This is a genomic window from Photobacterium panuliri (genome assembly GCF_059920555.1).
This window is the reverse complement of record NZ_CP197192.1, coordinates 1,747,275-1,768,563: the sequence shown is the minus strand read 5'-3', so window position 1 is coordinate 1,768,563 and position 21,289 is coordinate 1,747,275. Positions and strand designations below refer to the sequence as shown.

The 21,289-nt window shown below is 46.2% G+C and carries 14 protein-coding genes and 6 tRNA genes; 10 read left to right on the top strand and 10 right to left on the bottom strand.

Features of this window, described 5'->3' with window-relative positions; translation table 11 throughout:
• Window positions 1-33: 33 nt before the first annotated feature.
• From ACSF8X_RS08255 to ACSF8X_RS08235, 5 genes are all read right to left on the bottom strand, one after another.
• Window positions 34-2,931, bottom strand: a complete 2,898-nt coding sequence (locus ACSF8X_RS08255) for a pyridoxal phosphate-dependent class III aminotransferase (protein ID WP_157037782.1) — start codon at window positions 2,929-2,931, stop codon at window positions 34-36.
• Between the two features lie 717 nt (window positions 2,932-3,648).
• Window positions 3,649-3,722: transfer RNA gene (locus ACSF8X_RS08250), tRNA-Cys, on the bottom strand.
• 62 nt (window positions 3,723-3,784) lie between these two features.
• Window positions 3,785-3,858 (bottom strand) — tRNA-Cys (locus ACSF8X_RS08245).
• Between the two features lie 62 nt (window positions 3,859-3,920).
• Window positions 3,921-3,994 (bottom strand) — tRNA-Cys (locus ACSF8X_RS08240).
• Between the two features lie 62 nt (window positions 3,995-4,056).
• Window positions 4,057-4,130 (bottom strand) — tRNA-Cys (locus tag ACSF8X_RS08235).
• A gap of 330 nt (window positions 4,131-4,460) precedes the next feature.
• On the opposite strand from ACSF8X_RS08235, the gene asnA reads away from it, so the two are divergent.
• The 4 genes from asnA (at window position 4,461) to ACSF8X_RS08215 (ending at window position 10,257) form a co-directional block, all read left to right on the top strand.
• A complete protein-coding gene (gene asnA, locus ACSF8X_RS08230; RefSeq protein WP_047879517.1) occupies window positions 4,461-5,468 on the top strand; it encodes an aspartate--ammonia ligase in 1,008 nt (335 codons plus the stop codon).
• A gap of 1,516 nt (window positions 5,469-6,984) precedes the next feature.
• Window positions 6,985-7,725: an alpha/beta hydrolase gene (locus tag ACSF8X_RS08225; protein ID WP_500849626.1), complete on the top strand. Its 741-nt coding sequence runs from the start codon at window positions 6,985-6,987 to the stop codon at window positions 7,723-7,725.
• Window positions 7,722-8,216: a GNAT family N-acetyltransferase gene (locus ACSF8X_RS08220; protein ID WP_500849625.1), complete on the top strand. Its 495-nt coding sequence runs from the start codon at window positions 7,722-7,724 to the stop codon at window positions 8,214-8,216. Before ACSF8X_RS08225 ends, ACSF8X_RS08220 begins: the two co-directional genes overlap by 4 nt.
• 409 nt (window positions 8,217-8,625) lie before the next feature.
• A complete protein-coding gene (locus tag ACSF8X_RS08215; protein ID WP_500849624.1) occupies window positions 8,626-10,257 on the top strand; it encodes a methyl-accepting chemotaxis protein in 1,632 nt (543 codons plus the stop codon).
• Window positions 10,258-10,635: 378 nt separating this feature from the next.
• Here the strand turns inward: ACSF8X_RS08215 and ACSF8X_RS08210 are convergent.
• The 5 genes from ACSF8X_RS08210 to uvrY all read right to left on the bottom strand — a co-directional run bounded on the left by ACSF8X_RS08210 (window position 10,636) and on the right by uvrY (window position 14,136).
• Window positions 10,636-10,722, bottom strand: a tRNA-Leu gene (locus ACSF8X_RS08210).
• A 45-nt stretch (window positions 10,723-10,767) separates the two neighbouring features.
• Window positions 10,768-10,841, bottom strand: a tRNA-Cys gene (locus tag ACSF8X_RS08205).
• Window positions 10,842-11,061: 220 nt separating this feature from the next.
• Window positions 11,062-11,619, bottom strand: coding sequence for a CDP-diacylglycerol--glycerol-3-phosphate 3-phosphatidyltransferase (gene pgsA, locus ACSF8X_RS08200; protein ID WP_500851121.1), 558 nt, complete (start codon window positions 11,617-11,619; stop codon window positions 11,062-11,064).
• 40 nt (window positions 11,620-11,659) lie between these two features.
• Complete coding sequence (gene uvrC, locus ACSF8X_RS08195; protein ID WP_084722293.1) at window positions 11,660-13,492, bottom strand: excinuclease ABC subunit UvrC; 1,833 nt, start codon at window positions 13,490-13,492, stop codon at window positions 11,660-11,662.
• Window positions 13,492-14,136: a UvrY/SirA/GacA family response regulator transcription factor gene (gene uvrY, locus ACSF8X_RS08190; RefSeq protein ID WP_047879510.1), complete on the bottom strand. Its 645-nt coding sequence runs from the start codon at window positions 14,134-14,136 to the stop codon at window positions 13,492-13,494. Before uvrY ends, uvrC begins: the two co-directional genes overlap by 1 nt.
• Window positions 14,137-15,077: 941 nt before the next feature.
• On the opposite strand from uvrY, the gene ACSF8X_RS08185 reads away from it, so the two are divergent.
• The 6 genes from ACSF8X_RS08185 to ACSF8X_RS08160 all read left to right on the top strand — a co-directional run bounded on the left by ACSF8X_RS08185 (window position 15,078) and on the right by ACSF8X_RS08160 (window position 21,287).
• Complete coding sequence (locus tag ACSF8X_RS08185) at window positions 15,078-15,629, top strand: ECF-type riboflavin transporter substrate-binding protein (RefSeq protein WP_047879508.1); 552 nt, start codon at window positions 15,078-15,080, stop codon at window positions 15,627-15,629.
• Between the two features lie 4 nt (window positions 15,630-15,633).
• Window positions 15,634-17,328 carry an ABC transporter ATP-binding protein gene (locus tag ACSF8X_RS08180; protein ID WP_500851120.1) on the top strand — a complete coding sequence of 565 codons (1,695 nt, stop codon included), beginning with the start codon at window positions 15,634-15,636 and terminating at the stop codon, window positions 17,326-17,328.
• The gene (locus tag ACSF8X_RS08175; protein WP_500851119.1) at window positions 17,328-18,164 is read left to right on the top strand and encodes an energy-coupling factor transporter transmembrane component T family protein; all 837 of its coding nucleotides are present in this window, start codon (window positions 17,328-17,330) and stop codon (window positions 18,162-18,164) included. Before ACSF8X_RS08180 ends, ACSF8X_RS08175 begins: the two co-directional genes overlap by 1 nt.
• 305 nt (window positions 18,165-18,469) lie before the next feature.
• Window positions 18,470-19,762, top strand: a complete 1,293-nt coding sequence (locus ACSF8X_RS08170; protein ID WP_500851160.1) for an ABC1 kinase family protein — start codon at window positions 18,470-18,472, stop codon at window positions 19,760-19,762.
• Between the two features lie 205 nt (window positions 19,763-19,967).
• A complete protein-coding gene (locus ACSF8X_RS08165; RefSeq protein WP_500851118.1) occupies window positions 19,968-21,011 on the top strand; it encodes a PQQ-dependent sugar dehydrogenase in 1,044 nt (347 codons plus the stop codon).
• Between the two features lie 105 nt (window positions 21,012-21,116).
• Window positions 21,117-21,287, top strand: coding sequence for a hypothetical protein (locus ACSF8X_RS08160; RefSeq protein WP_169753917.1), 171 nt, complete (start codon window positions 21,117-21,119; stop codon window positions 21,285-21,287).
• Window positions 21,288-21,289: the final 2 nt, after the last annotated feature.

The following is a 21,289-nucleotide window of genomic DNA, read 5'->3' as shown; positions in this document are numbered from 1 at the left end:
CTGCCCCGTGCAGGCTGTATCATTTCGGTTTACTTAGTTGCCAACTTTTTGCTCAGCCTGAGCTGCAACTTGGCGAATTGCATTAAGTAGCGATTCGAAATCTGCCTGAGTCAGACATGGGTTCAAAATCGTGAACTTCAGAGCAACCTTGCCATCCACCACGGTTTCACCCAGTACTGCCTTACCTTCAACCAGCGCGTCGATACGTAGCTGCTTGTTAATGCGATCGTGCATTGCCGCATCATTGTTGCCAACGTAACGCAACAACACGGTAGACAGCGCAGGATCAGCCAACAGCTCGAAATCAGCCGACTGATTCACCATATCAGCAACTTGCTGAGTCTGGTTCAGAAGATGATCGTACATCGCACCCAGCGCCTGCGGACCTACGCTCTGCATAGTCATCCACACTTTCAACGCATCAAAACGCTTAGTGGTTGCGATTGACTTGTCTACCAAGTTTGGTAGCAAATCATCTTCACGGTTCAGGTAATCAGCATGGTGCAGCAGGTACTTAAAGTTTGCCTTGTCCTTGATCAGAACAGCACCACAGCTGATTGGCTGGAAGAATAGCTTGTGGAAGTCAACACTGATTGAATCCGCTTTCTCAACACCTTCCAGACGCGTCTTGTGACGGCTCAGAATCAACGCACCGCCGTAAGCACCGTCAACGTGTAGCCAGATGTCGTGCTGCTGGGCAAGCTCGGCCATGCCATTCAGATCATCAATGGCACCGTGGTCAGTCGTACCTGCGGTACCGACCATTGCAAATGGCAACAAGCCTTCTTGCTTCAGCGATTCGATAGTCTCAGCCAACGCTGCCAACTTGATGGTACCGTTCGGGTTAGTATCAACAGTCACAACTGCACTTTCACCCAAGCCCATCAGTGATGCTGACTTCTGTACGGTGAAGTGTGATTTCTTCGAACATAGGATACGTAGCTTAGCCGCGTATTCTGGCAGACCTTGTTTCTGGATGTTATGACCAGAGATCTTGTCTGCTGCACGATCACGAGCAAGTAGTAGACCCATCAGGTTAGATTGAGTACCACCGCTAGTGAAAATACCGTCAGCGTTATCGCCGTACTGGTACACACCACACAACCAGTCGATCACTTTCTGCTCAACAAACGTACCCGCACTTGATTGGTCCCATGAATCCATAGACTGGTTCAGGGCAGCAATGAATGCTTCTGCAGCAACTGCCGGCAATAGCGGCGGCGTATGCAGGTGAGCAATACAGTGTGGGTGCTGAACCATGATTGAGTTCTTGGCGATTAGCTCACCAGTTTGCTCGATAACCAAGTCCAGAGGCAGTTGCTGGTTGTCCAGATCAATCGCGTTGATCAAAGACTTAAGCAGCTGTGGATCCATACCAGAGTATGGTGTTTCAGTGTTTTCGAAAACTTTCTTCAGAACCTGAGTTGTCTGGTTCAGAGCCGCTTCGAACTTATCCGCACCGCCTTTACCCGTGTGGATAAAGTGATTGCGCCATTCTGCCGCATCGCTCGCTGTCTCTTTTGCTTTCGCTGGACCAGCCGTTGCCATGATCGCCTTAGTTAGCGCATCAATAGCAAAATCAAGCTGCTCGTAAGAGATGATCAATGGTGGCAAGAAACGCAGAACAGAGCCCTGACGGCCGCCCTTCTCGATGATCAGACCACGCTCAAGCGCTGCACGCTGAATAGCAAGAGCCAGTTTCGGATCAGCCTCAGGCTCACCAAACTTGTTGCGAGAACCATCTGGGTTACAGATCTCAAGACCTAGCATTAGGCCTTTACCGCGAACTTCTGCGATACAGTCAGTCTGCTGAGCGATACGCTCTAGGCCTTCACGCAGGTACTGACCCGCATTGCGCGCGTGTTCAACCAGGTTGTCACGACGGATAATTTCAAGTGCCTTGGCACCCGTTGCCATCGCTAGCTGGTTACCACGGAACGTACCTGTGTGCTCGCCCGGACGCCATGTATCGATCTCCTTATCGAAGATCAGAATAGACATCGGCAAACCACCGCCTACTGCTTTAGATAGACACAGAATATCTGGGTTGATGCCTGATTCTTCAAACGCAAAGTTGAAGCCAGTCTTACCAATACCACACTGGATTTCATCAAAGATCAGCAGGATGCCATGCTCTTTGGTGATACGGCGTAGTTCACGCAACCAGAAAGCAGGAGCTGGGATCACACCGCCTTCGCCTTGTACAGGCTCAACAATGATCGCAGCTGGCTTCTGCACGCCACTCTCGTCATCGTTCAGCATGCGCTCGATGTAACGAAGAGTCTGCTTGGCACCTTCATCACCGTGCATGCCAAACGGGCAGCGTAGGCTGTATGGGAATGGAAGGAAGTGAACATCCGCCATCAGGCCGATACGGCGCGCTTTGGTGTTCAAGTTACCCATCATCGCCATCGTACCGTTAGTCATACCGTGGTAAGCACCGTGGAAGGCTGCCATGGTATTACGGCCAGTTGTCTGCTTAGCCAGCTTAATCGCAGCTTCAACAGCATCGGCACCAGAAGGGCCACAGAACTGGATACGGGCATTTTTGGCAAATGACTCAGGTAGGAAGCTCATCACTTCTTTGATGAACTTATCTTTGGTCGGCGTAGTAATATCCAATGTCTGGTAAGGAACACCAGCATTTAGCTGCTCTACGATAGCCTGGTTGATTTCTGGGTGGTTGTAACCCAGAGCCAACGTACCGGCACCAGCAAGACAGTCTAGGAATAGCTGACCACGGCTATCTTCAACCAAAACACCAGAGGCTTTGGCAATAGCAAGTGGCAAACGACGCGGGTATGAACGCACTTCTGATTCATAATGCTCTTGACTCAGCAGTAGCTCGTCCGGTGTCAGATCATATACACCTTGTACCACAGGTACATTTGAGGCGAGTTTTAGCTCGTCAAGGTCAAACACATTACTCATGATTTTCATCTCATCACATGCACTTTGATATCTTCACCGAGACTGACAACAACCAATAGTGAGATATCATAAAGTGCTAAGCCACATCAATTATGATGTATTAACAATAACTTATCGAAGGCTTCTAAAAGCAATCGACGTGACAAACCCACGTACAGGTGCGCGAGAAAGGCTCTTATAAACTGGGACGCAACAACCAAATACGAAGGAAACAAAGTCTTGTGATCAGAAGATCATGGCTCAGTAATAATACTGCAGTTGGGTAAGACAAAGCTGATTGGGTTTGATAAGGATATAACATTCACAGTTGGGATTCCTCAATATGCCGTCGCTTTACTTCCTAGCAACTGACGCTATTAGTGCCCGTCTACTAACCACTAGCATGGCTAATACCTACCTAGTACATGGATGCAATCAGCCCGAATACTCCACATACCGTATGTCTCAGTACAACTTCCCCCTGAGATTGCGCGAAAAGTAACACATCGTAGATGTGTAGCCAAGTATTATTTCTATTAAATAGCATGAATGGATTATTTCAATCCTCCAGCCGTTATGAATAAAATTTTAATCATACAAATGAATATAAAAACGGCATGACATGACACAAATCGTCAACAAAAAAACAGACACTCTCTGAATGAAAGTCGATATAGCCAGAAGCGATAAAAAACATACGAAAAAGCCCCAGCATTTCTGCTGGGGCTCAATGTAATATGGAGGCGCGTCCCGGAGTCGAACCGAGGTACACGGATTTGCAATCCGCTGCATAGCCACTCTGCCAACGCGCCAAATTGTTTGATGGATGATGCAGAATCACTCTGCATGGCTGGCTTCCCAACCCCATCTAATATGGAGGCGCGTCCCGGAGTCGAACCGAGGTACACGGATTTGCAATCCGCTGCATAGCCACTCTGCCAACGCGCCAAATTGTTTGATGGACAATGCAGAATCACTCTGCACGGCTGGCTTCCCAACCCCATCGAATATGGAGGCGCGTCCCGGAGTCGAACCGAGGTACACGGATTTGCAATCCGCTGCATAGCCACTCTGCCAACGCGCCAAATTGTCTGATGGATTATGCAGAATCACTCTGCATGGCTGGTTTCCCAACCCCATCGAATATGGAGGCGCGTCCCGGAGTCGAACCGAGGTACACGGATTTGCAATCCGCTGCATAGCCACTCTGCCAACGCGCCATCACTGCGTCTCGTCACACAACAAGGTTAGTGCCGAGAACGAGGCGTACTCTACTTGATTGAGCAAACGAGTCAATAAGAAATTTTACTTTCGCGAATCAGATGATTAAATCAAAAGCAGAAAGCCCACCCTGAGCACTATTCGCTTACTCGACACCCAGCATTTTATATGAATATACACGCACTATGATCCACAACGACCTACTGTACTTTTTGCTAAAACCAATGCAAGGAAAGGTAACCAAAGTGTCAAAAATCGTAGACGCTCCTGTTTTGCTGGCGTAAGGTGTCTACTAAAGCTTTTGATAAATCAGAATAAAAGGATGTTTCATGAAACTGCAAGTACCAGATAACTACCAACCTCTACTGGGACTCCGCGATACAGAAGTTGCCATCAAAAAGCTGAAAGATTATTTCGAAAACGCATTGGCTTATGAATTGTACCTTACCCGCGTATCAGCACCGCTATTCGTCAAACCTGAAACTGGCCTCAATGATAACCTTAACGGTACCGAACGCCCTGTTAGCTTTGACTTGCTTGACGACAACGGCGCCAATGTAGAAGTCGTACACTCACTGGCTAAATGGAAACGCATGGCACTAGGCCGCTATGGCTTCCAGAATGACGAAGGGCTATATACAGATATGAACGCCATTCGTCGCGATGAAGAGTTAGACAATATTCACTCTATTTATGTTGACCAGTGGGACTGGGAAAAAGTCCTCGACAAATCCCTACGTAATGAACAATACCTGCGTACCACTGTCGAGAAAATCTACAATGCTTTCCTAAAAACCGAAAACTACATCTATCAAGAATACCCGGTACTACAAAAACGCCTGCCTGCCACGGTAACGTTTATCACCTCTCAAGAGCTACTTGATAAATACCCGGAACTCACTGCCAAAGAACGTGAGAACGCCATATGCAAAGAGCATGGTGCCGTCTTTATCCAGAATATCGGTCATGCCCTATCTCATGGCGAGCGGCATGATGGCCGAGCACCCGACTACGATGACTGGAACCTAAACGGCGACTTGCTATTCTGGAACCCGGTCCTCAACAGTGCGTTGGAGTTGTCCTCTATGGGGATCCGTGTATGTGAGGATAGCCTGACTGAGCAGTTGGCCATTTCCGGCTGCGAAGATCGCGCCACGCTCCCATTCCATAGCATGGTACTAGATAAAAAACTGCCTTACACCATTGGTGGCGGTATCGGCCAATCACGCATCTGTATGTTCTTCCTGCACAAAGCACATATTGGTGAAGTACAATCCTCGATCTGGCCCGATAAGATGATTGAGGAATGTGAAGCTAACCAAATCATTCTTCTCTAATCTCAAACCAAAGAAACGCAAAAGCCTCGGTACTTCTACCGAGGCTTTTCAGATTCAGCGCATCAATCATCATGATAAAGGCACACCCTAGACGTCAAACCGAGATCCCTCGGGGTTGCAATATCCAAAACTTATCATTAAAAGAGTGCAGACTAATTGACTCTCTTAGATAAAAAAGGCTCACCGAAGTGAGCCAACATAGGATTTAAACTTTACGCTGTGAGCATATAACTCGCTGCGTGAGTTAAAGTGTATATAACGAGACCAGGCAAGAAAATCGCGTATGCCGGAGACAATGTGCGATCAAGGTAACTGTGTAACGGCTTATTCATCATCACCACCCCGGTCAATGTTACCCAAATCATGATGATGGTTAGCCAGCTTGCCACTCCGAACCCATACCCTGCCGTCACTGTGTAGTTGTGGGTTAGTACCCCAATCGCTGTCACAGCAGCTAGGCAAAGGATAGAAAGTAGAAATTGGAATGGTCTGGTAGTTTTAAATATTAATCTTTTCTCAATGGTTGGCATTGCTATGCGGCTCACCTCAGGATAAACCCCACATTTAATGCCCCGCTTTGTTTATTGGTTTATGAATCGTAGTAGACCGTAGGCTATACAACCTGCCAAGTATACATATCATACATAATGTAGGACAAATCGTATTCTTGATACGCTACCATATATCGTACACTGGGCTTAATGCAGTGTATTATTGACCACCTGACAATATAAGCATTCTTAGGAAGGATTCTGCAATATACAATTTCACGAATAATCAATGCCATAGCTGGCTACTTAATGTCATCATCCAAGTAAATTCTATACGACCCTGCAACATAACAAGCCATGCATGATGCAGACTGAACTATCTATGAGTAATTGCGGCTGAAACTAGACTGACTGTCAACTCTGTATATAAGTATATCAATACCTTAGTAGATACTGATGTATCACCAATTTCATCCACCAATGACATCTGTAGTTCGGGATTAAGATGCAGGTTTATCACTTACCATCTTCTGCGTTAAGCCCATGCTTACGCATGACCTTTGCTCGCTAGAGCATCACTTCCTCAATTTTCAAAAAGGGTCAAAATGGATAAGGATAATTTCAGCATATACAAACTTATCGACATTATGTGCATATTTATTATTTTTAATCATTTAGATGAGTTCATAAGTTTTATTACAACGACAATTAGATTACATACGTTAGTTTATTACTCTACTGATATCGAAATGATATTTATATATAAGAGATTTGTTTATTTTTAATTTCACAATCAAAATCTAGGCATATACAGCTTGAAATATGAAAATATCCACATCAAATAGACCTAACCTATTCACAATTTTTGTACCTTTGAACAGATTAATGTATATTCCGGCTCAAATATTGTCCGACTAGAATAAAATACAGATCCTTAACTATTCATGAAAGCTGCCACTGGGCGGATTCAAACACATCAGCTTTATCACACTGAAAAATCAGTGAAACATTATAAATGGTAAGAAATGAATAAAAATATAAAATTCCTGACAGGCAGTTGCGTTCTATTGATCTCAACTTGTGCAAACTCTGCATCACTAGAAATACATGATGACAAACGTAATAGGGATATTCCTGTTTTAATCACAGAGCCAGTTTCCACGACTTGCACACCAACAAAACGTTGCCCTGTCGCTATATTTAGTGCAGGAAACAAAGTACCTCATGACCGCTATTCTTTTCTGACAGATAAATTTAACGAAATGGGTTACATAACAATCTCAATAAACCATGAACTACCAAATGATCCACCACTATCAAAGGTCGGCGATTTATACCTTACACGCATTGAAAACTGGCAACGCGGTGCAGATACTATAAATCATGTCGTAAAAAAATTACCCGATTATTTCCCGAACAATTACGACTTCAGTAATATTGTATTAGTTGGTCACTCTAATGGTGGTGATATTTCAACATGGCTGACTAACATGAACAAAGACTATATCTCAACTCTGATCACCTTAGATCACAAGCGAGTTCCCCTACCACGGACAACGGGTATTCACGTCTTATCCATCAACTCACCAGAGTATCCCACAAAACTTGGTGTGTTATACTCCCCAGAAGAACAAGAGCACTTTGGTAGTCAGGTTCACATGATTGAGCTATCAAAGCACATGGACTTTAGCGACTTTGGTACACAGGAAGTACACGAAAAAACTAACCAAATTATTGAACAGTTCCTCCGAGTACAAAATCCATGACCATCACAGTACGCCAAGTAGCGCTAGAAGACGCAAAAGGTATTACCAGCGTGTTGAACCCGATCATTACTGAAGGTAAATACACAATCCTTGATACAACCTACACTCCAGAAGAAGAAAAAGAGTTTATTGCTAACTTCCCTGATCGTGGAGTGTTCTCTGTTGCCATAGAAGATGGTAATGTCCTTGGATTCCAGAACGTTGAACCTTTCGCAGACTACACTAAAGCATTTGATCATGTCGGTGTAATCGCAACTTATGTAGACAGCGCAGCACGTAGGAAAGGTGTCTCTAAAATGCTTTTCGCACACACATTCCGAATCGCAAAGGAAAAAGGCTACCGTAAACTATTTGCTTATGTGCTAGGCGATAACGACAGAGCACTAGATGCTTACACAAAACAGGGGTTTGAAATCGTCGGTATTGCCAAGCAACATGCCAAAATGGGCGATAGATACGTAGATGAAACGTTAATCGAAAAACTTCTGTAAACAAGAGGCGTCCCAAGGGACGCTTTTTTAATGAGTATACTTCCACCATACGCTTGGCGTTATAGACTAGTGTGCTTCTATACATAGACACCTCGCGTAGGGTAATGCCCTTCTGTCCAATCATCTCAATTATCTACCCGCCCTTTTTTACGATGTTAACACCCGAAAAAAAACGTTACTGAGTAATGAATTGGCCTCTGAGTTAGCCAATGAAAACGAATCTGAAAGGCAAACCTGGTCTTACCTCTTGATAAATAATGAATTTTTTCAAGAAATTAAGCTCTCGGTATCGAAAATCACTCTCATTAATGTTAATTTACAAATGTTGCGCGCGTTTTGTGGAGCGATATCACACTTTTTATAACATTCACTGTGCAACACACAACATCAAACTAAGGCATTTCAAATAATGTTTATTAAAAACCTTTCTATTTCAAAAAAGATTTCTTTTACTTTTTTAATTATTGCCCTTCTCAATAGCACTTTTGGATTCTTTCTAGCGTCTGAGCTAAATAACATTGAAACAGAGTTATTAAACTATACCGACGATACACTCCCTGCGATGGAAAATGTCGATTCAATTCGAGACGATTTATCACACTGGCGTCGATCTCAGTTTGCGCTTTATACCTTTACCGACAAGCAGAAAATCACCTCACAAATCGCCAGTAATGTTCAAATGCGCGATCAAATTACTCAAAAATTAACGGCATACGGAAGCACCGTGTGGGCGGGGGAAGAGCAAGCCGTTTATCAACGTCTAATGCAAAAATGGGAAAACTATACCCGTATCATGGCGACATTTAATGATGCAATGCTAGATAACAATAAAAGCAAAGCACACCCAATTTTGGCCAACTCGCTTGGAGAATTTAACGCGGTTGATAACGAATTAAACAATTTAATTCAATTACTTAAAAAAGCTATGGAGTCTAACAAAACGCTGATTTTAACGTCAGTTGATACCTTAGGCCATACCTCCATCTTTGTTAATATCATGGGTATTATCGTCATGGTGACAATGACCTGGGGACTCACTCGCCTAATTTGTGGCCCATTACAACTTGTTGTTGAACAAGCCAATACCATTGCTACGGGCGATTTATCACACGATATTAATCGTGGTGCAATCGGCCATGATGAGCTAGGCAAACTGGCCGATGCCACCACTAAAATGCAAAACAACCTTCGCCAAATTATTGAGAGCGTGATCGCCGCAGTCACTCAATTGAGTAGCGCCGTTGAAGAGATGACCCAGATATCTAACTTATCAGCTTCAGGGATGGAAGAGCAGCAACAACAAATCACTCATATCGCTACGGCCATGACACAAATGAAAACGACGGTTGCCGATGTAGCACGCAATACCGAAGAATCCGCTCATCAAGCTGAACAAGCAAATCAACGCACTCAGCATGGCGTACGTGAAACCCAAAGCATGATCAAAGGCATTCAGGATGTTGCGATGGTGATCGGCACAGCAGGCGATACCGTTGCAGAGCTAGAAGCTCAATCCAACAAAATTAACCTGGTAGTGGATGTGATCCGCGATATCGCCGATCAAACCAACCTACTGGCACTCAATGCTGCTATTGAAGCGGCCCGTGCCGGCGAATCAGGCCGAGGCTTCGCTGTTGTTGCCGATGAAGTACGTACACTGGCTGGCCGTACACAAGATTCGACCAGCGAAATTACAACGATTATTGAGCAGTTACAATCACTATCAAAAGACGCGAAACACGCTACGGAATTATCACGCAGTGGCATTGCCACCTGCACCCAGCAAGGACATGCATCGCAAGATTTAATGAGTGATATTGAGCACTCTATTGCGGATATCTCCAACATGGGCAGCCAAATTGCCACGGCATGTCACCAGCAAGACTCCGTTGCTGAGGATCTTAACCGCAGTATTGAGCATATCCATCTGGCATCACAAGAAGTCGCCGAAGGATCACAACAAACATCTCAGGCCTGTCGTGAGTTAAGCCAACTATCAATCTCACTACAACAGATGATGAACCGTTTCAAACTCAGCTAATTAATGAAGGCATCTGAAGCATTGACTTCAGGTGCCTTCTCTCTTCTTATTCCCTTAAGACTCGAATACGAAATTTCAAAGCGCTGCAAAGCCACTATAGCCGCAGAAATTGACACCTTTTGGGGTACCTGCAGCCTTGATATTTACATCAATCAGTAAGCGAAGTAAGCGAAGTAAGCGAATAATAACATTCGCTTGTGCTGATAAGAAAATGACAGGCACAAAAAAACCAGCTTACGCTGGTTAATGCTGCCATAACATGGCAAGAGTTTTAGCCATACACTCGGTTCCTGATCTTCAGGAAACTCGTCGTGATCTCAACCTTTGCAGGTTGAATTCAAACAACTGAAACAGTGTCGCTTTTTCTCTAAAGAGATATGGTGCCCCGGGCCGGACTTGAACCGGCACAACGCGAACGTCGAGGGATTTTAAATCCCTTGTGTCTACCAATTTCACCACCAGGGCACACAATTCTGTGTGCATGCCAGCTATAAGCTAACATCCAAAATATGGAGGCGCGTCCCGGAGTCGAACCGAGGTACACGGATTTGCAATCCGCTGCATAGCCACTCTGCCAACGCGCCATCACTACCAACTCTCTTCGCTGGTATGGTCGCCATTTTACACAACCCAATATGGCTGTCTACGAAATAAATCAGTAATATCAATCGTTCGCTGATTTTTCCGTCAAACCAACCAAAGACTGAACTGAAATACCAGCCAATGTACTCTGATACCCATAAATTAAAACAAAAAAAGCGCCTAACTGGCGCTTTTTCAATGGGCTAAATACCAAGCAACGGGTTATAAATGCTCAGAGTTCAACAAATCATCCTTTGCTGCCCGGATATAAATATACATTGACCAGTAAGTCAGCACCGTTGCTACGTAGAGCGCAGCAAAGCCAAACCAGACTATCCACTCATGTGGATGCCACAACAACAATAGCAACGCCAGCATCTGCGAAGCAGTTTTAACCTTACCAACCCAAGACACAGCTACACTCGAACGCTTACCCAATTCAGCCATCCACTCACGTAGCGCAGAAATAATAATCTCACGGCCAATCATGGTAACGGCTGGAATAGTCACCCATAGGGAATGATAGTGTTCAACAACCAATACCAATGCGGTGGCTACCATCACTTTATCCGCAACCGGATCAATAAACGCACCAAAGCGCGTCGTCTGGTTTAACTTGCGAGCCAAATAGCCATCAAACCAGTCCGTGACACCTGCGATGAAGAAGATCAATGCCGTTGCAAACGGCGCCCACTCATACGGTAAGTAAAATGCAATAACAAAAAACGGAATAAGCACTAACCGTATGAAACTGAGAATATTGGGGATAGTTAAACGCATAATCAATAATTCTTATTTTCTATCATCTGTTGTCGGACTGCTAACCTTGCAGCGCGTCATAAATTTTATCTGCCAACGTCCGGCTGATCCCCGGTACCTTGGCAATTTCATCTCTGCTGGCTTTTTTAAGTTCTTGTAATCCACCCATATATTTGAGCAACGCTTGGCGTCGTTTCGGACCTATGCCCTCCACATCTTCCAGTGTGCTCCGTTTTCTCACCTTAGCACGTTGGGCGCGGTGACCACTAATCGCATGATTATGACTTTCATCACGAATATGCTGGATCAAATGCAATGCCGGTGAGTCCGACGGTAAGTTAAATTCCTCACCCGTGGTTAACAACAGTGTTTCCAAACCCGGTTTACGGGTTGTCCCTTTTGCCACCCCAACCAAACGAGCACGTTTAGGCCAGTCTGCCATTAGAGGGTTTACTACATCATACGCTCTTGAGAGCTGACCTCTACCCCCATCGATAAAAATAATATCGGGGATCTTGTCCGGATCGACCTGGCCGCCATAACGCTTTTGCAATGCCTGCGCCATCGCCGCATAATCATCCCCCCCAGTGATACCAGAAATATTATATCGACGATACTCTTGCTTAACCGGCCCATCTCGATTGAAAACCACACATGATGCCACTGTTTTCTCACCCATGGTGTGACTAATATCAAAACACTCCATACGCTCAAGAACTTTTAGCCCAAGTACCTCAGACAACGCAGAAAAACGTTGCTGAACGGTCATCTTGTGATTCAATTTGCTACTCAAGGCCGTGGATGCATTCGTCTGGGCTAATCGCTGGAATTTGGCTTTATGACCTCGCGTATGCGATTTCACTTTGACTTTGCGGCCGGCCAATTCTGTCAGCGCCTCTGATATCACATCCTGCTCATCACCGAGATCTTCACCAAGCAGTATCTCTGACGGGATCACCCGCCCCTCTGCTTGATTCAAATAAAACTGAGTAACAAAACTAGAAAGCACTTCTGTCAAAGAGGCATCTACAGGCATTTTGGGGAAATAGCCGCGACTACCGAGAATCTTGCCCTGGCGAATATACAAGGCATGAATACATGCCATACCGTTGTCGTGAGCGATCCCTATCACATCAAGATCATCTTCGCTGTCCTGGCTGACAAACTGCTGCTCCTGCACTCGCCGTAATGCCTGAATCTGATCACGGTACTGCGCCGCCTTCTCAAAGGCCAATTGCTGGCTTGCCTGCTCCATTTTTTCAACTAGGGTATTGATAACCTGACGGTCTTTACCTTTAAGAAACAAACGGACAAAGTTCACCTGCTCCTCATAGTCGGCATCACTGATCAGCCCCTTCACACATGGTCCAAGACAACGACCAATCTGATACATCAGGCAAGGACGGCTTCGGTTACCATAAACCGAATCTTCACACTGGCGGATAGGGAATATTTTCTGCAAGAGATGCAAGCTTTCGCGCACAGCCCCACCATCGGGATAAGGGCCGAAATACTCCCCTTTACGCTTTTTCAAGCCGCGATGAAGACTCAAACGAGGGTGGGCCGATGCACTGAGGAAAATATAAGGGTAGGATTTGTCGTCGCGAAGCAGCACGTTGTATTTAGGTAAATACAACTTAATGTAGTTATGCTCGAGGATTAAGGCTTCCGTTTCGGTGTGCGTCACCGTCACATCAACCTTGGCAATATTTTTGACTAAGGCTCGGGTCTTTTCACCACTCACATTAGTACGAAAATAGCTGGATAATCGTTTTTTGAGATCTTTGGCCTTCCCAACATAAATAACCTCACCAGCTGCATCATACATTCGATATACGCCAGGCTGGTGGGTTACAGTTTTCAGGAAGCTCTTTGCGTCAAACGACTCTGACACTACAACGTCTCTGCATCGAGCATTCCATGACGAATAGCAAGATGGGTCAGCTCAACATCACCATTAATATCAAGTTTATTGAACAAACGGTAGCGGTAACTATTGACTGTTTTCGGGCTTAGGCTGAGTTGCTCAGAGATATCTGTGACCTTCTGCCCTTTAGTGATCATCATCATGATCTGCAACTCCCTCTCGGACAAATCCTTGAATGGATTTTCTGAGGCAGGAGCAAATTGGCTTAACGCCATCTGCTGGGCAATTTCTGGCGAAATGTAACGCTGTCCGCTGTTGACCATACGAATCGCATTGACCATCTCATCCGGACCGGCCCCTTTAGTCAGATAGCCAGATGCCCCAGCTTGCATGACCTTAGTCGGGAATGGGTTTTCAGTATGAATCGTTAACACAATAATTCTGACATCAGGACTAAAACGCAAAATCTTGCGTGTAGCTTCTAGTCCCCCAATGCCAGGCATGTTCATATCCATAAGAATGATGTCAGCATGATTACTACGACACCACTTTACGGCTTCCTCACCACTGTCGGCTTCCCCTACCACTTTAATACCACGGACGTCTTCAAGCAGACGTCGGATCCCTGTGCGAACCAGTTCGTGATCATCTACAAGGAATACATTAATCAAGCTGTATCTCCAATATGATTTGGCTCTGCACCCTGCCTCAAAAAGGCGGGATAGCTGTTGCTGATACTACCCAATTCTACCCTAACTTAACACCTGAACACAGGCTCTTTACACCTTTTCTGGTACAGGTAATACGTCTTACAAACGTTAGGGTAAAATCAAAATGTCTAAATTTTACGCGCTTCAAAATAAATCGAACGTTAACAGCAGTATTTACTAAAGAACCCAAAAAATAAAGCACAAAATTCAAGTTATCCAGCCACTTACCCAATACAAGTAGAATTCTGTGACAGAGTTAAATTTTCTGCATACTCTTCTTTAAATTACAATAACTTAAAATTGCGAAGCCCGTTGAAATAAACTATCCAGCCTCCGAATTCAGACTTATAGATTATATATTTCATCAACTAATCATGCAGTTAGCGTGCATTTACATAACAGTAGAAACTCATAGCCACGGCTGTTCAACGTATCAAGAAATCTATACACCGACCATGGATAGGCACTGCTGACGATTTTATTTTGACCAATTTACCCTACAGTATTGTTCATAACCGCCCAACAATAAATACAAACAAACGTGACATACATATCGCAACGGTCAACTCAACAGATAGACGATGAAGAAAATAACGTCAACGACGACAACCTCTGGTTAAGGGTTAGACGTCTAGATGTAAAGGTTTCCTTTCTGTATTCGCTTCATGTATTATTGCGCGCGCTAAAGTCTACCGCCTTATACCTTCGCAGACTGCCCGCTTCCCTGAGCGGCTTCGAAGGAGTGACAGCTCTTGCAAAAATGGATAATTGCATTCTGGCGATACCAGCCACGGCCGGCCTTGTTTTCGCGTATCTGCCCTGTCAGGAAACTGGCATTGTAGTGTCAGAAAAAATGGTAGGCAAAATAACAAGATTGCAAATATCCAAATGAAGGTTATGTCATGAATCTATCCGCTAAGACAGTTGTGCTTATTGCTATCGGGGCTGCCCTGTATGGCATTGGCGGCCTGCCTATGTTCGGCATCCCTGTCTTTGCCAACACTACCCTCAAACCCGCAATGGCAGTGCTTGCATTGTTCGGCGTGCTATTCGGCCCATTAGTGGGTTTCCTCGTCGGCTTTATCGGCCATTGGGTCACAGACCTGTTCGCAGGCTGGGGGGTATGGATCACTTGGGTTCTGGGTTCAGGTATCGTAGGTCTTCTTATTGGCCTCTACCCTAAAATCACCCGTAATCGCCTTGAAAAAGGGCTATTCGGCAAACTCGATTTCACCTTGTTCGTTGTCCTAGCATTCCTCGGCAACGTCTTGGGATATGGAACGTCCGCCTTCCTCGACGCCGTTCTCTACGCCGAACCCTTTACCAAAGTATTGGCTCAGCTCACCATTATCGCGGCTGGCAATACTGTGTTGATCGCAATTGTTGGTCATTTCATCTTATCCGCTGTTGCCAAGCGCAAGCAGCAAGGCTACAACCTCAAAGAGGCTTACTAACCGTATGTCTATTCAGTTTTCAAATTTCTCGTTCAAATATTGGGCGCTCGAGCAGCCGACCCTAAAAAACATCAACCTAACGATCGAGAAAGGTGAGAAGGTTGTAATTATCGGTCCAAGCGGTAGTGGTAAATCAACCTTGGGCCAATGCCTTAACGGCCTGATCCCATTTGCGGTAAAAGGCGATATTAGCGGCTCGCTCACTATTAATGGTAGCGAAACCCAACACATGGATCTGCACAAATGTACCAATATGGTTGGTACTGTTTTGCAGGATACCGATGGTCAATTCGTTGGCCTGAGCATTGGTGAAGATATTGCCTTTGCCCTTGAAAATCAGATGATTGCACCAGGCCCAATGCATGAAGTTGTACGCGAAACAGCAGCAATGCTTGAGCTTGATGACATGCTAGAGCTCTCTCCTTTCGATTTGAGTGGCGGCCAGAAGCAACGGGTATCGCTTGCGGGTGTAATGGTTGATGATGTCGAGATTTTGCTTTTCGACGAACCTCTCGCTAGCCTCGACCCGCATACAGGCCGTGCCACTATCGAAATCATCGATCGCTTGCACCGTGAAACAGAAAAAACCGTTGTAATCATCGAACACCGCCTAGAAGACGTTCTACACTGCCATGTTGACCGCGTTATCCTGATGGATCGCGGTGAGATCATCGCCAACATGACACCGGATGAAATTCTGGCAAGCCCGCTGCTGGCTAAACACGGTATCCGCGAACCTCTATATCTGTCTGCTATGAAGGCTGCTGGCTGCACCATTACAGCCGACGACAAACCTGCTCATTTGGCATCAATGGATATCGAACGCTTCAAGCCACAGCTATTGAGCTGGTTCGAGCAGCAAGTACCGAACAACCCAACCGTTAATCTGAAATCATTGCTTGACGTCTCCCAGTTGGGCTATTCATACGATGGTCACCGTGCCACCTTGGATGACGTAACCTTCACCGTGCAAGAAGGTGAATTTGTTTCAATCCTTGGCAAAAACGGATCGGGCAAATCGACAATTACTCGTTTGATTATGGGCGTACTGGAACCCGATACCGGTAGTATCCACTTCAACGGTGTTGATCTGGCTGAACGCTCTATTTTTGAACGAAGCCAAGACATCGGTATTGTTCTGCAGAACCCGAACCATATGATTTCGCACCATATGATTTTCGACGAAGTCGCTTCAGGGCTACGCAACCGCGGTGTATCTGAAACCGAGATCAAAGAAAAAGTAATGGCAACGCTGGAACTCTGTGGCCTTGGTCGCTATCACCATTGGCCCGTCGATGCACTGAGCTATGGTCAGAAAAAACGCGTAACCATTGCCAGTATTCTGGTTTTGGAACCTAAGCTGCTTATTCTGGATGAGCCGACTGCGGGGCAAGATTACCGTCACTACACGGCAATGATGAGCTTCATCCGCGAGCTTAACCAAAAACTCGGAATCACCATCCTGATCATTTCGCACGACATGCATCTGGTACTGGAATACACCGAACGCGCCATCGTAATTGCTGACAGCAAGCTGCTTGTTGATGAGCCGGTGAACCGTATTTTCAGCCAACCAGACCTGCTGGCTCAGGCGAACCTGACAGAAACTAGCCTCTATACCCTTGGCAAAGTGCTAGGTATTGAGCGTATCGACAACTTTATTCATTGCTTCATCAACCATGAGGCAAACGCACAATAATGAAAACCAACAAAATTAAATTCGGTATCAGCTATATCAATACTGGCTCACCGCTTCATGCCCTCAATGGTATTACCAAGTTCATCCTGTTTATGGCATGGGTGACCATGGTACTGATCACCTTCGATATCCGTATCATCAGCGTGATGATCCTTATCGGCCTAGGTCTACTGAAGCTCTCCCGCGTCCCTTTTGCCTCTTACAAAACGCTCATGACAGGGACAGCGACTGTACTGATGATGAACGCCGTCTTCATGTTCCTTATTGCCCCGCAACAAGGTACGGAATATATCGGTAGTGAAACGGTTTTGCTGGCGGCAGGGCACTATTCTCTAACCAGCGAAACCTTGTTCTACCTGCTGGCAGTGACCATGAAATACTTCAGCATGTTCCCTATTGCTCTCGTGTTTGTGTTTACGACGCACCCAACAGAGTTTTCAGCGAGTCTGAATAAACTCGGCGTACCTTACCGTATAGCCTATGCCGTAAGCCTAACATTGCGCTACTTGCCAGAAGTAACCAAAGACTTCATCAATATCATGCATGCACAACAAGCACGTGGCGTTGATATTTCGAAGAAGGCATCAGTGCTGACTCGAATCAAAAACGTTGCCAAGATCTTGGGCCCTCTGATTTTCTCAAGCTTGGATCGCGCAGACGTAATTTCGAATGCAATGACACTTCGTGGCTTTGGCCGTAACCCTCGCAGAACATGGTACAGCTTGAAGCCTCTGACAGCCGTGGATTATGCCACCCTTGCAATTATTGCCATCGTACTTGGGTTGGGGATTTTCTACCGCTACCAGTCTGCACAGCTATTCTGGTACCCGTTCTAATCTTTTTGTGAGCAGGCACGCTTTTGCCTGCTCACCCCTTCTCCCACCATGCCATTCCCCCCTTCCCTAACGACACCTGCCCCCATCTTGCTCGTTTGCAAACCATTACTTGTCAATGCTACGTTTGACTTGCTCTTTTTATCACTACGCTGAACCAAGCGTGTGATTTAAACGTATTCAAAGCATTAACTTGCAAGGGAAATACGATGAAAAACAAATCACCCACGGGCACCCTGTCACGCGATTACAGCAGTACCCGCAATGACCAGAGCTATGCCAAAGTCCCCAAAAGCCGACTATCACGAATGAGCCGACTAGGTTTGCTGGCCTCCAAAGTGGCAGGAGGTATGATGGCAGAAGGCGTAAAGCAACTGGCAAGCGGCAACCGTCCTCGTATCAACGACTTGTTGCTTACCCCGGCCAATGCCAAGCGGGTTGCCGATCAGCTTGCACAATTACGCGGTGCCGCAATGAAAGTAGGCCAGCTTCTATCAATGGATGCCGGTGATCTCCTACCACCGGAACTGACGATCCTACTTGCCAGATTGCGTTCAGAAGCCAAGGCTATGCCCATCTCTCAACTCAACCAACTCCTCCAGCACGAATGGGATATTGACTGGCAAGACAGATTCCAGCGCTTTTCCTTCCAGCCGATTGCCGCAGCGTCTATCGGTCAGGTACACAAGGCAACGAGCCTTACAGGCCACCCGCTTGCATTGAAAATCCAATACCCAGGAATAAAAGAGAGCATAGACAGTGACGTAGACAATGTCGCCAGCTTACTGAGCCTATCAGGCCTACTCCCCAAAGACATCGACTACACTGATCTCCTCAATGAAGCAAAAAAACAGCTCCATGACGAGGCTGACTATCGCCTAGAAGCCGACTTACTCAACCAATACCGCAGCTTGTTGGCCCATGACCCGCGCTATGTCATACCTGAGGTATACAACGAGCTGACGACAGACAGAATTTTGGCCATGAGCTATGTCGATGGCCTGCCCGTCGAAAGCCTTACCAATGCCCCTCAAGAGACCCGCAACCATATTATCAACCTTGCTTTCGAACTGTTATTCAGAGAACTGTTCGACTTCCATTTAGTTCAAACCGATCCTAACTTTGCCAACTTCCTCTATCAGCCTGAGCAAAAGAAATTAGTTTTGCTCGATTTCGGCGCAACGCGTCATTATCCGAAGCATGTTGCATCAGGCTATCGAATGCTGCTCAGCGCAGTGATCGATAATGACCGTGATACGATGAACCTTGCCCTGCGAAAAATCGGCTTCTTTAGCCAGCCGATAACTCAGTCTCAGCAAAATGCCGTCATTGAGCTCTGCCTCGAAGCCTGTGAGCCGATCACCCAAAACGGTATTTTTGATTTCGGACAATCTGATCTCGCTAGCAGGATCCGCGATGCAGGAACAGCCCTGAGCATGAAGGAAAACTACTGGCACACACCTCCTGCCGATGCCATTTTTTTTCACCGCAAGCTCGGGGGGCTTTATCTTCTGGCAGCGCGGCTCAATGCCCGGGTTAATATCCGCGAGTTATTTGAACCATACCGAATCCAAGCCTACTCTGAGATCTGCCATCCCTAAAATCTATCCGGCAAGATGACAGTGCCCTCTCAGAAAAGGAGCTAGAACGTACATGAAGGTACATCGAGGCATAACGCGCAGCATAATTGCACATTGGCGCTTGCTCGCTAGCATGACATTAATGCTAACCACACTATTGCCTCTTTATACTAGGGCATCACCCACGGAAGTACTCCGCTCGACCAGCGTTGGCATGAATTACCTCGTGGAGAAAATAGCTGATGTCGACGCCGTCCCATGGGGACTTGTGTGGTTTGACAAGGAGCACCTCCTAATTACGACCCGCTCAGGTACCCTCACCAAGCTCAATATTAATACCAGCCAACAGCAACCTATTACGGGATTGCCTGCAATTGATGAATTCGGTCAAGGCGGGTTACTTGATGTCGCCATTCCCCCATCACATGACGGCTCAATAAGATGGATTTACTTCACATACAGTAAGCATCTAGGCGATAGACGCTACGCAACAACACTGAGCCGAGCAAGACTAGCAGCAACACAACTCCTAGACTGGCAGGATCTGATCATTACTCGCTCAGCCAGCGACTCCTCTCGGCATTTTGGCAGTCGAATAGCTTTTGATGGCAAAGGACACCTGTTTTTCTCCATCGGCGATCGTGGCCATCGCCCAAACGGCCAAGATCTCACCACTCATGCAGGGAGCATTTTGCGGCTCAACCTTGATGGGTCGATACCCGACGATAACCCTTTCCGGCAGCCACCAGCTTCCGAAACCTCGCCAGCCCCACAACCGGAAATCTGGAGCTACGGCCATAGAAACCCTCAGGGGCTCGCTTTTGACCCTCAGTATAATCGGCTGTGGTCCAATGAACACGGCCCCCGTGGTGGTGACGAGATAAACCTCATCCAACGAGGCAACAACTATGGCTGGCCGATTACTTCCCACGGCAAAGAATACTGGGGCCCCCTCGCAGTCGGTGAAGCCAAAATAAAAGAGGGGATCCATTCCCCGCAACTTGTCTATACCCCCTCCATCGCGCCAGGCAGCCTACTTGTCTATAACGGTCCGGCTTTTCCGGCATGGCAAGGTCAGCTCTTCAATAGCGCACTCAAACTACGCCACCTCAACCGCGTGAGTGTTTCATCCCAGCTGATACTTCGTGAGGAAGAGCGCTTGCTAAGCACTCTCGATGAGCGAATTCGGGCGCTGATTAGCGATCCAGCAGGCTGGATCTACTTCAGTACCGACTCAGGTGGCATATTCAGAATCCGGCCAGCAAACTAACATCGCACCATGCATATTATGCATAAACTTATTGAATATTTGTCATTTGAGTCATGCTATTGAATCTTCTATCATCCGGCCTCTTTTTTTTGCATTGAGGCTTTGATGTTTTCCCAATCTCTCACCGCCCAACTCATCCGTATGGGGCTATTGCTGGCTTTGACGCTATTTAGCGTCCATCACTGCCAGCCACTGCTCGATGCTTTGGCTGAGCATGCAATGAGCAGTGGCTGCCATCAGCAAAACTCAAGCGAACCCAATTTTTCCGGACTATAAAC